Below are 12431 nucleotides of genomic sequence, written 5' to 3'. Positions count from 1 at the left end.
GAATGATGATCTTCTTGTACTTACTTTGGAGACGATTTATCTCACAATGCAGTTGTAACGGCATTTTTCAATCTGGATACGCCTTCCTGTAATTGTTCATCTGACAAATGTGCAAAAGACAAATAGATACCATACTTCATACCAACAGACGTTGAACTGCTGACTTCTGAGTATACCACACCTTGTGACCTAGCTGATTCCCGAAAGGCCTCATAAGTGGTCACATTACCTCGCCACCAACCAAACACGTGTAGACCCGCTTCATTCTCCACCCAATCAAACCATGTAGAGAGCTGCTTGTTCAAAAGTTTGAGTAACAGATGGAATTTGCGACTGTATAATCGATTCATTCTGCGCAGATGACGCTCATATTGACCACTTGTCATGAATGCAGCTAATGCCCGTTGTTCGATCAGGTTGACGGGTCTTGGCTCGTATAACGCCTGTGCCTTTCTAAAGGTGTCAGCCAAGGTAGGGGGAAGAACCACATAACCAAGTCGTACCTCTAAAGGCAAGGTTTTGGTAAAACTACCCAGGTAGATTACACGTCCTGCTTTATCGAGTGTTTTCAGAGGTTCAACATGCATTCCGCGATATCGGAATTCACTATCATAATCATCCTCAACAATCATGGCATCATTTCGCTGTGCCCAGTCCAGCAAGGTTTGTCTGCGTTCCAGACTGAGCATTTCACCAGTAGGAAATTGTCGTGACGGCGTGACAAACAACATACGTGCTTCCCAGTCTTGGGGCACAACGCCCTGACCATCGAGATTGGCTTCAATCAACTTTGCACCCGCAGCCAATATGGCTTTAGAAATCCCGACATAACAAGGACTCTCTGTCACTACATAATCCCCCGGATCTGCAAGTAATTGAGTGAGGAGAGCTATAGCTTGCATGGAGCCTGCAGTTACTGCAATATGATCCGGATCGACTTGAATGCCCCGCATCCTCCGAAGATAGGCAGCAATGGCTTCTCTCAATTTTGGATCCCCGGTTGAACTAACCATGGCAGAGGTTGTTTTCAGGTGATGCTCACGCTGCCTTATCTCTGCATACAATCGATTATTCCATTCATCGTAAGGAAACTTGGAGAAATCAGGTTGATATTTGCTAAAGTCGATCACTTCGTCGCTATTCATTCTGGAATCATGTGTATAAGCATTGGCTGGTGAATTTCTTTGAATCGACTGCTGTTCAAACTGCTGAATACGATTTCCCCAGGCGGATAAGTGATGCGTACAAGCTTTCTCGGTGGACGCATTATTGTTCAAATCCAACTGGTAAGCAACAAAGGTTCCTCTTCCATGCTCTGAATGAATGTAACCTTGAGCAGTCAACGTATCATAGACCTGATTCACAGTTCCTCTGGAAATGTGATACGTCGCAGCTAACTCTCTAGTAGAGGGTAACTTCTCACCATGTATAAGATTACCTTCATGAATTGCATCACGAATGGCATGATAGAGAGCCTTCATCTTTGTATATTTTCGGTTCAAATATGAACTGTAAGCTACATGAAATTGCATAGGACCTCCAGAGTTATCATTGAAGTGGTACAATAAAAACCAAAAATATTGGATCTTTTTATATGACCATTCTCATTCTATACTAAATCATAGATTAGAGCGATGCCTTTATTGAAAACCACCCAAAAGTTAATTAGGAGGACTACAATCATGCAAACAGGTACAGATCGTGTAAAAAGAGGAATGGCTGAGATGCAAAAAGGTGGCGTCATCATGGACGTTATGAATGCAGAGCAAGCTAAAATTGCTGAGGCGGCAGGGGCAACAGCTGTTATGGCTCTTGAGCGGGTACCATCTGATATTCGTGCAGCAGGCGGTGTAGCTCGCATGGCAGATCCTACCATCGTTGAAGAGGTTATGAAGGTTGTTTCTATTCCAGTTATGGCTAAAGCACGTATCGGTCATTACATAGAAGCCAAAGTGCTTGAATCCCTAGGTGTGGACTATCTCGATGAAAGTGAAGTTCTTACTCCTGCAGACGAAGTGTTCCATATCGATAAACATGAGTTCACTGTACCATTTGTATGTGGAGCCAAAGATTTGGGAGAAGCTCTTCGCCGTATTGGTGAGGGTGCATCGATGATTCGTACAAAAGGTGAGCCTGGAACGGGCAACATTGTTGAGGCAGTTCGTCATATGCGTCTAATTAACAGCCAGCTCCGCAAAGTGCAAAACATGTCCAAAGATGAGCTGTACGCTGAAGCGAAAAATCTGGGTGTAGCTTATGAGTTACTGCGCGAAGTTCATGAAAACGGCAAACTTCCTGTCGTTAACTTTGCAGCAGGCGGTGTAGCTACTCCGGCAGACGCAGCATTAATGATGCACCTGGGAGCAGACGGTGTGTTTGTAGGATCAGGTATTTTCAAATCCGATAGCCCTGAGAAATTCGCTCGTGCAATCGTTGAAGCTACAACACATTACACAGATTACAAACTGATTGCCGAAGTATCCAAAAACTTGGGCGCCCCGATGAAAGGGATCGAAATTTCTAAATTGGCTCCAGAAGAGCGCATGTCCAACCGCGGTTGGTAAGATAGCAGTGCATTTAGTTGAATAGGTAGTTTGAACATTTATATAGAAGAGCCGATCAATTGAACCTTAATTGATCGGCTTTTTTGTTCTTACTGTTTAGCTTGTTGATATCTTCAAAATGCTGTGGCTATAATAATCGGTATGAAGGAAGGTGCAGACAATTCGCTATCTATATGAGTTTATTCAACATCAGGACGATCTGCCTATGAAACTCTTCGTGAACTCGGTAAAACATATTGATTTTCATTGGCACAAGGAAGTGGAAGTTGTATATGTTCTCCACGGTTCAATCATCATGTATCTGGACCAGCAGCAATATACACTGCATGAAGATGATGTGATCGTGGTTAACAGTATGTCCGTCCACAAGATCGAACGAACCAATCAGGACAATGTGTTATTAACATTACAGTTCGGTCCCGAGTTGATGAAAAATAATGCGTTTATCTCCTGTAACTCTGCTATGAACGTGGAACAAAACGCTCCTCGCCTGCAAAGTATTAAACAATATCTTGCGCAGATGGTATGGGAGATCAACAAAAAAACGCCGGGTTATCAAAATTTCACAATGGGCAGATTACAGATGTTATGCGGATGCCTGCAGAGGTATTTTTCCAGTGGAACGAATTCCGCATTGGAAGACGGTAGCAGGGATTATGACTATAAAAGACTGAACAGGGTCCTCACATATATTGATTTACACTACAATGAGAAGATTACACTGCAGGATATGGCGCATTCCGAACATTTAAGTTTGCATTATTTCTCCCACTTCTTCACCGACAAAATCGGGATACCTTTCCAAAAGTATTTGACGCTCATTCGCTTGGAGAAGGCTCAGGCTCAGCTGGCAGCAAACGATAAAAATATTTCGGAGATCGCGCTGGATTGCGGATTTGCCAATGTGAAGCTGTTTAACAAATACTTCAAGGAAAAGTACGGCTGTACGCCCGGTTCCTATCGGGAAGATTCTCGTACACCGGAACTCCATCAGTTGAATGTAAACCGCAAACCCAAAACATATGAGGAATCTTCAAGCGGAGATTATTACGAGATGGAAACGTTGAATGCGATTGGCTTACTGTATCGATATCTGGATGTTAAGGTTGACGCCGATCAGGACACGCTTCCTGTACCGTCTGTACATCTGTCAGACCAAACTTATATTGAGATTCGTGCGGATCAGACGTCGTCTGTCTACGAAAAGCACTGGAATATGACCATGACGGCAGGGAGAGCCATTGAAGGTTTACGTGAAGATTGGCGGAAGCAGCTCTCCGCGCTGAAAGGAAAAATCCCTTTTCAATATATTCGATTTCACGGCATCTTTAATGACGAGTTGATGGTGTACAGCGAGAATGAGCAGGGCACTCCCCTCTATAATTGGTCTTATGTGGACAAATTATATGATTTCCTGCTGGATCAGGGCGTTCGGCCATTTGTGGAATTAAGTTTTATGCCGAGCCAGCTGGCGAGATCCAAAGAAACGCTGTTTTGGTGGAGGGGGAATATTAGCCCGCCATCCGACCCTGCCAAGTGGCAGGCGCTTGTTGGTGAATTTGTTCGCCATTGTTTGAATCGTTATGGTGCGGAAGAAGTGAGGCAGTGGTATTTCGAAGTATGGAACGAGCCTGACCTGGCGGGTGTTTGTTGGGCAGGAAGCAAAGAAGAATACTTTGCGTTTTACGAATCGACCGTTCATGCCATCAAATCGATTTTGCCGGAACTGACGGTGGGGGGCCCAGCTATGGGTTACGGATCTCTCTGGAATGATACCTGGGCTGAGGAATTTTTGTCCTATTGCCGCAAGCGCGAAGTGGCTCTCGACTTTTATTCGTTTCATATCTATTCGGAGTATCCCAAGCTAAAAGTTGAAGACGATCGTTTAACCCAGATCATGCCGCCAGCTTTTTATAAAGAGAGTATTGAACTTATGCGGCAAAAAATGAATGCGTCTTCGTACGGTCATGTTGAACTTCATGTCACCGAGTGGAACTTTTCGCTGTATGACCGGAACTTGCTGCACGATACCATGTTCATGGCTCCGTTTGTCATTTACCACACCATGAACACACTCGGTGACGTGAAAGCGATGGCTTTCTGGTCTTTTACCGATGTATTCGAAGAAAGTATCGTTCCCGCTTCTCCTTTCTACGGAGGTTTTGGCCTGATTAACCGCGATGGGCTGAAGAAACCCAGTTATTATGCATTTGAGCTTATGCAAAAGCTTGGTGATGAGCTGATGGTCAAGGGAGACGGTTATGTTGGAACCCGAAAAGGGGATGGAAGCATGCAATTTTTGTTCTATCATTATGTTCATGTAGATCAGCTGTTTGCAAGTGGAGATTGGTCGGAATTATCCAGCTCAACCCGCTATGACGTATTTGAGGAAAAAGGCAGCAAAGCTTATGAACTTACCCTGAGCAATCTCGAGGGACCTTATAAATGCACCAGTTATCAACTGGATCGGGAGCATGGATCGGTATTTGATGAGTGGACCCGCATGGGATCGCCCTATTCCTTGGCGGAAGAAGAAATCGCCTATCTAAACGGCAGGAGTGGACCCGTGTTGGGGACAGAGATGGTAAGAGATGAAAGTTGGCACCGAGAGATTTTGCTTCCACCGCATGGGGTAATGCTGCTCATTTTGGATAGACAATATTAAAAAAAGTGCTTATAAGACATCCTTTCAGTTTGAAGGGATGTTTTTTGTTGTTTATTTCTTGTTCAGGCTGGCAAGCTAGAACTATAGCGATGGATTGGGCAAAAAACGAACCATGATGCGGCAAGTTCCAACAAGAAAGCGTTAACACAAATCGATATACTATGGTTGTGGCAGCTTAGAGGAAGACAGGGGGAGTTTTGGATGAAGCGTTTCATGAAATGGATGACAGATTCGTTTGCGCCAAGATTGGAGGCGTTTACGAACAATATTTGGGTTTCTTCGATTCAAGAAGCCATCATGGTCGCCATTCCGATGATTTTCATCGGTTCGATTATTACATTGATTTCAATTTTGCAGGATTTCATTCCGGGAATGCCGGACCTGACACCTATCACGACATTCAGTTTTGGTTTGCTCGGGTTATTTATTGCTTTTCTGACGCCTTATGTCGTGATGGAAAAAAGAGAACGACACAAAATCAAATTGCTGGCGGGAATGACGGGGATATCTCTGTTCGTCATGCTGCTTAACCCGACGGTAAACGAAGACGGTACCATTCAGTTTATCCTTGAACGATTTGGACCCTCGGGGATGATAACAGCACTCCTAGTAGGTGTATTTGTCGCTCTTGTAATGATCATGTGTAACAAATTTTCGTTCTTCAAAAAGGGGTCTTCACTTCCCGAATTCATTATGGACTGGTTCGATTTTCTCGTCCCGATCGCCTTGGTATTAGCAACAGGATGGGTGCTTGTATATCAGCTTCATTTTGATATTTTTGGACTGATCGTAAACGTATTTGAGCCGATCAATGCCGTAGGGCAGAGTTTAACCGGATTTTTATTGTTCAATTTCATTGGCGTTGTACTGTATTCTTTCGGCGTAAGCCCGTGGGTCATGACACCGATCTGGTACGCGATCTGGATACCTGCCATCGAAGAAAATGCAGCTCTTGTGGCAGCGGGACAAGATCCCGTCAATATCAACACGTTTGAAACCTTTTTCTCCGGATGGCTGGGTATTGGAGGAATGGGAGCGACCTTGCCGTTAGTTGTTTGGTTCCTGATGGCACGTTCGAAAAAACTGAAATCTGTCGGCAAGGCAACTATTATCCCATCCTTGTTCAACATCAATGAACCCGTCGTGTACGGAGCACCGATTGCCTTTAATCCATTACTCATGGTACCGATGTGGATTAACTCACTTATCACGCCGATGATTGTGTATTTGGCTCTCGACTGGGGTTGGGTGCGGATTCCGAGCCAGATCTTCCAGTTATGGTACACACCGATCGGCCTGTCCACCTATATTATGTCCGGACTCAATGGGCTTATCTTGCTGGCAGTCGTCCTGGTGATTGTATTTATTGTCTGGTTTCCGTTTTTCAAACTGTATGATGCACAGGAACTGAAGAAAGAACAGGAACAAAATTGATATCAGAAGGGTGAGTACTATGGATAAATCAATTAATGAATTGTTGTCGGCATTAACGCTGGCCGAGAAAGCTTCACTCTGCGCAGGATTGAATATGTGGATGACAAAAGGAATCGAGCGGTTAAACATTCCGCCAGTTCATATGTACGATGGGACAAACGGCATTCGTAAAACAAACAGCGACGAAGAAATGGGGATTACAACGGAAAATGTACCCGCAACCTGTTACCCTACGGGTTCAGCCATCGGTTCTTCGTGGAATACGGAATTGTTATATGAAGTTGGTGTGGCACTGGGACGTGAATCAAAAACCATGGACGTTGAGCTGCTGCTTGGACCGGGTGTCAATATGAAAAGAACGCCGCTTGGCGGAAGAAACTTCGAATACTACTCGGAAGACCCATACTTGACGGGGGAACTTGGAGCGGCGTTTATAAACGGGATCCAAAGCGAAGGCGTGGGCGCTTCTGTCAAACACTTTGCAGGAAACAACCAGGAGTTTGAAAAGATGGTAACCAGTTCGGAAATCGACGAGCGAACGCTTCGCGAGATTTACCTGAGCGCCTTTGAACGTATTATTAAGAAATCCGACCCTTGGACGGTTATGTGTTCTTATAATTTATTGAATGGAACGTATACGAGTGAAAACGAACATTTGCTGCATGACATTTTGAGAGAAGAGTGGGGTTATGAAGGTGTTGTTCTATCCGACTGGACAGCTGTTAATGATCGCATACGCGGTCTGAAGGCTGGGCTTGATCTGGAGATGCCGGGTCCCGCCAATTACAATGCCAAAGCGATCATTGAAGCGGTTCAGAACGGAAGCCTTTCCGAAGAACAGTTGGATCGCAGCGTGGGTCGTATTTTGAAGCTGGTTGAGCGGGTAACGGGCAAGAAAGACATGGATTCTTCTCCAGATTCGGACTATCATACACTCGCACGTAAAGCGGCGGCCGAGAGTATTGTGCTTCTGAAAAATGAGAACGCGATTCTCCCGCTACGGCAGGAGTCCATTTCGTCGATTGCCGTGATCGGACGGTTTGCCAAAAAACCGAGAATTCAGGGAGCGGGCAGTGCGAAGGTAACGCCTACAAGAGTCGATATTCCATGGGATGAGATAAAAAAACTGGCTGGTGATGCCATGACCATGAATTATGCAGAAGGGTACCCGGAGGATGACTCCATCAATGATGAGCTAATCAAGGAAAGTGTGTCATTAGCCATGAATTCCGATGTTGCTGTATTGTTTGTTGGCCAACCGGAATATGCGGAATCGGAGATGCATGATTTGCAAGGCATTGATCTTCCCGAGCATCAAGTGAAATTGATTCTCGCGGTAGCCGCGGTTCAGCCCAAGTGTATTGTCGTAACGAGCAGCGGCTCCGCACTGGCGATGCGCCCATGGGTACAGCATGTACCTGGTGTGATTCATTCTTGGTTGTCTGGTCAAGGCATGGGTAAAGTGATTGCAGATGTATTATTCGGACAGACAAATCCTTCGGGCAAACTGTCTGAGACATTCCCTGTCAAACTGTCGGACAACCCTTCACATATGCGAATTCGCGGAGAGAACGGCAAGCTGTATTATCGCGAAGGCTTGTTCGTGGGTTATCGATATTATGACCGGAAAGAACTGGCACCTCAATTCCCGTTTGGACACGGATTGTCTTATACATCGTTTTCCTATACGGATCTGGAAGTGGCTCAGACCCACACCGGTGTTACAGTCTCCTTCCAATTGAAAAATACCGGGAAGCGCAAGGGGAAAGAAGTTGTTCAATTGTATGTTCACGATGAAGAGTGCACATGGACCCGTCCTGAGAAAGAATTAAAAGCTTTTGCCAAAGTTGAACTGGAGCCGGGTGAAGAACGCAAGATTACTTTTGAACTGGAAGAAAGAGATTTCTCATATTACAACACCAAGTATAACCGTTGGGTGGCAGAGACCGGGTTTTTCCAAATTTCACTTGGCAGCTCGTCCAAAGATCTCCGAATTACGGAACGTCTGCATTGTGACTTTGGTAAGGAAGAAATCACGTTCCAAAAATTCAGTCTGCTCAGTGAGTGGATGAGTGATCCTGCAGCGAAAAAGGAATTGGAGCATTGCCTGAATGAAATGAACGAGCACGTTACGGACAAGGTATACCTTAACGAGGAGTTTGTGGGATTCTGGGCAGATTTCCCAATGATCAAAGTATTCCAAATGTTCGGTCAACAATGGATGAATGAGCGGTCACCTGATGAAATTATTAATGAACTTATCGCCAAGGTTAATCAGGCACGTAATGAATAGTTAAGTAAAAGAGGAACCAAGTTCAATCCTAAACAAAGGACCTGAACTTGGTTTCTTTGTGAGCCACCAGGTTGCATGAACTAAAATTTATGGCCAAAGTAAGAGGCACCATATGGGGGTCTCTTTTTATTCATCAGACGAATGATATTGATTATTGTTCTCATTTACACGCTTCGACATTTACTGTATACTGACAATAGTTATTTTACATATTGGTATAAAAGACAAGAGAGAATTGAAAAGGGAGAGATTATTTACATGTTGGTATCCGTTAAAAAAGGGATGTTTCTTTGTTTAATTACTGCAATGATTTTGGTGCTCGCAGCGTGTTCAAGCAGCAATGGTGGCAGCAAAGATGCAAATGGCAGCTCACAGCAGGCTGCGGAGAGCAGTGCCACGAATGAAGCAACAAATGGGGAACAAACCGACGCAGACGCTTCAGCACCTTCCGAAACAACTTACCCGGTAACCGTTTCAAATTATACAACAGAGAACGGCACATGGGTGAAGAAGGATCAAACGTTTGACAAGGCACCTGAACGAGTAGTTGCCAATACCCAGGGTGCAGCCGAGCTGATGATTCGCCTTGGTTTGATAGACAAACTTGTAGGTGTAGCTGCGTTGTTTGGTAGTGTACCTGAAGATATTGCTGACGAGTTTAAACAAATTCCTGTGCTTGCTGAAGGCTATGTAGGCAAGGAAGTGACAATAGGGGCTACGCCTGACCTGGTTGTTGGTCGTGGTGGATTGTTTGAGGATGCGGACTGGGGTGTTGGTACAGTAAGCAGCTTGAATGATATGGGGATCAAAACATATGTACAAAGCACCAGTGTTCCTGATGCATCGTTAGATAGTCTGTATCAGGATATTACTGAATTAGGTGAGATATTCAACGTACAAGCCAATGCAGCGGCATATATTGAGACGCTTAAAGCACGCGAGAATGCCTTGTCGGCCCGAGCTAGCGCTGAGACGATCAATTATGCATCATTTTCGGATAATGGTGATGGAACCATTGGAATTTACAACGGAAATGGTGATACGTTTATTGAAAGTGCAATGTCATTAATCAATATGCATAATATGCTGATTAATGAAACTGGCACACTCAGTCTGGAGAAGTTAATCGAGATTAATCCGGATGCAATGATTATTTCGAGGTATGCAGGTGGTATTGATCCTGAGCAGACGATTGAAAAGCTGCTTGCCAACAAGCAGGTACAAAACATTAACGCAGTTAAAAACAAAAAAATCTACATTATTGATTTCAACAACTTCTGGGGTTACGGGGATTCCATCTTCACAGGTGTTGAAGGACTCGCTGATGATCTCGGATTGTAATGAAGCCAAGGACAAAAACATAGTACCATTAAAAGTCGCTATTTTAGCGGCTTTTTTTGTTATCAGGGACCAAATTCCTGTTTCAAGCTGTTCCCGGTCAGCCTGAATGATAGGGAGAATGGAGTGAACACTCTATTTTAATACGACTTGACTTGTGAATGTATTATCAGTATAGTGTGAATCAGTTCACACTTCAAATTAAGGAGTAATCTATGCCAAAAAATACTTTCTTTCGTTTAGACGAAGCAAGGCGCGAGGAAATATCGAATAGCGCTATGCATCTTTTTGTTGATAATCTTTACGAGGATATAACTATGAAGATGGTTTTGGATAGTTTGTCCATGCATCCCGGAACATTTTATCGGTATTTTGAAGACAAAGATGACCTTTATTGTCACTTAATACGTAATGTGACACAGAAAAGAGCTGCATACTTCAGTAACAGTAATGAAGATTCCCTTTACAGCTATTTCCTTACTGGCTTATTTGGTAACGTTAATGGCATGGTGACCGAGCCACTGAATGAGTTGGAAATCAAACTGACTAAAACATTTTCATATATTCCTGAGGACATTTTGCTGAAAGTATATGTGAATGTGTTAAAGGGCGAGTCATTCCCCATGATCAAGGACATTTTACGCCGAATGAGGGTTGATGGATATCTTCGACCGGATGTTGACGACGACCTGATTTCTTTTATGTTTGAGTCAATGCAGCTTAATTTAATCTTGTTTTTTAGGGAATTCGATATTAAGGACTCTGAGCTGCAACATAAGATCAGCAAGTACTTTGCTGAATTTATGGGTCATGGGCTGCTTGAAGATCATAAATATTCTGAAATGGTTAGCGATCTCAAGGGGGAAAGAAAATGAAAACCTATGACGTATTTCCAGAACCAATTGGCGCCTATACTGTCGGTCGAACCCAGATGGATTTTGAGTACACGGCATCAGATTACTCCAAAAGAGAACTGACCGCTTTTGTGTACTATCCGTCTGACAGTAGCGAAGGTAAGACTACATCAACGTACATGTTTCCTGAAGTCTACGAGATGTTTAATGAGCAGCCACTTGTCACCGCGTTGAAGGATGTTTTCTCTATAGATATCAAGACCCAGTGTTACGACGACCTTGCTCTTTCCGGGAAGGAAAAGCGCTATCCAGTGTTATTCTATGTTTGCGGCGGGGGCGGATCTCCAGAATGGGGGACAGTGCTCTGTACAGACTTGGCAAGCATGGGGTATGTTGTGGTAAGCATCGGCCATCAGAATAGCACGATGTATAAACGTAAAGATGGGCGCCTGTTTAATGTATCCAAGAATTTTTCGGATGTCATTACAGCGTTTGGTGAAGATTCGGAGATGCTGGCGTTGGCTGGTAAGATGGAGATGCGTCCTGACGATGAAACTGCCATTGAGATGTGCCGTAACGTGCTTGCACTACCGATACTTTCCAAGATAACAGAGTTTAGTGAATTACAGGCAGAAGATGTGAGGTATGTAGCCGATTATCTTTACAAAGTGGACTCTGGAGAGCTGAATTCCATCTTTAAGGGTAGATTACTGCTTGACATCGGCATGGGTATAATCGGACATTCTTATGGAGGGCCTACCACGGCGATGGTTTGCCGGGATGACGATCGGTTCACCTGCGGGATTGGCTTGGATAGCGGTGCGTTTGGCCTTCTTGACAGCGATCTTAAGAAACCCTTCTTGTTCCTGTTTTGTGAACCTAACTATAATATGAATGCGGTTATTGGCGCTAACAATAGCATGAAAACCTATTATTTCTCAGTCGATCGTGTTGCGCATTTGGATTACTGTGACATCGTGTTTACCAGTGTTAATGAGGAACTTAGAGGTGAACGGGATGCTATGGAGATGCGAAATATTGTTACAAACTATGCAAAGAACTTTTTTGATCATTACATACTGCAGAAGGCTGCAAGTGTGGAAAGCCTGGCATACGATGGTGTGGAATTGATCAGGAAGACCAGCAACAAGTGACATAACCGCGAGATTGCTGATTAATGCATGTCAAAGAGCTAGCCGTACAGACGCAGAGCCGATAACCCTATTACGGGGTTATCGGCTCTCTGATATTACAAATTGACATCCTGGTTCCGATAACTGACG

General features: G+C 44.2%; 8 protein-coding genes. 7 read left to right on the top strand and 1 reads right to left on the bottom strand.

Going from position 1 to position 12431, the window contains the following annotated elements; translation table 11 throughout:
• Window positions 1–41: 41 nt before the first annotated feature.
• Window positions 42–1532 carry a PLP-dependent aminotransferase family protein gene (locus tag ACDJ59_RS10450; RefSeq protein WP_413408764.1) on the bottom strand — a complete coding sequence of 497 codons (1491 nt, stop codon included), beginning with the start codon at window positions 1530–1532 and terminating at the stop codon, window positions 42–44.
• 147 nt (window positions 1533–1679) lie between these two features.
• Here ACDJ59_RS10450 and pdxS point away from each other — a divergent pair, with 147 nt between their 5' ends.
• The 7 genes from pdxS (at window position 1680) to ACDJ59_RS10415 (ending at window position 12302) form a co-directional block, all read left to right on the top strand.
• Window positions 1680–2564 carry a pyridoxal 5'-phosphate synthase lyase subunit PdxS gene (gene pdxS / locus ACDJ59_RS10445; protein WP_200869424.1) on the top strand — a complete coding sequence of 295 codons (885 nt, stop codon included), beginning with the start codon at window positions 1680–1682 and terminating at the stop codon, window positions 2562–2564.
• Between the two features lie 151 nt (window positions 2565–2715).
• Complete coding sequence (locus ACDJ59_RS10440) at window positions 2716–5229, top strand: GH39 family glycosyl hydrolase (RefSeq protein ID WP_413408762.1); 2514 nt, start codon at window positions 2716–2718, stop codon at window positions 5227–5229.
• A gap of 201 nt (window positions 5230–5430) precedes the next feature.
• Entirely contained in the window at window positions 5431–6663 is a 1233-nt protein-coding gene (locus tag ACDJ59_RS10435; RefSeq protein ID WP_413408760.1) for a PTS sugar transporter subunit IIC, read from the top strand.
• A gap of 19 nt (window positions 6664–6682) precedes the next feature.
• On the top strand, window positions 6683–8956 hold the full coding sequence (locus ACDJ59_RS10430; RefSeq protein WP_413408759.1) for a beta-glucosidase: 2274 nt from the start codon (window positions 6683–6685) through the stop codon (window positions 8954–8956).
• Between the two features lie 258 nt (window positions 8957–9214).
• On the top strand, window positions 9215–10297 hold the full coding sequence (locus ACDJ59_RS10425; protein ID WP_413408758.1) for an ABC transporter substrate-binding protein: 1083 nt from the start codon (window positions 9215–9217) through the stop codon (window positions 10295–10297).
• 212 nt (window positions 10298–10509) lie between these two features.
• Entirely contained in the window at window positions 10510–11169 is a 660-nt protein-coding gene (locus tag ACDJ59_RS10420) for a TetR/AcrR family transcriptional regulator (RefSeq protein WP_036671287.1), read from the top strand.
• Window positions 11166–12302, top strand: a complete 1137-nt coding sequence (locus tag ACDJ59_RS10415) for a choline esterase (protein WP_413408756.1) — start codon at window positions 11166–11168, stop codon at window positions 12300–12302. The genes ACDJ59_RS10420 and ACDJ59_RS10415 overlap by 4 nt, the downstream gene beginning before the upstream one ends.
• The last annotated feature ends 129 nt before the right edge of the window (window positions 12303–12431 follow it).

The organism is Paenibacillus amylolyticus (assembly GCF_047302515.1).
GTDB lineage: Bacteria > Bacillota > Bacilli > Paenibacillales > Paenibacillaceae > Paenibacillus > Paenibacillus amylolyticus_G.
The sequence above is the reverse complement of the archived record's forward strand: the minus strand, read 5'-3'. Positions and strand labels throughout refer to the sequence as shown.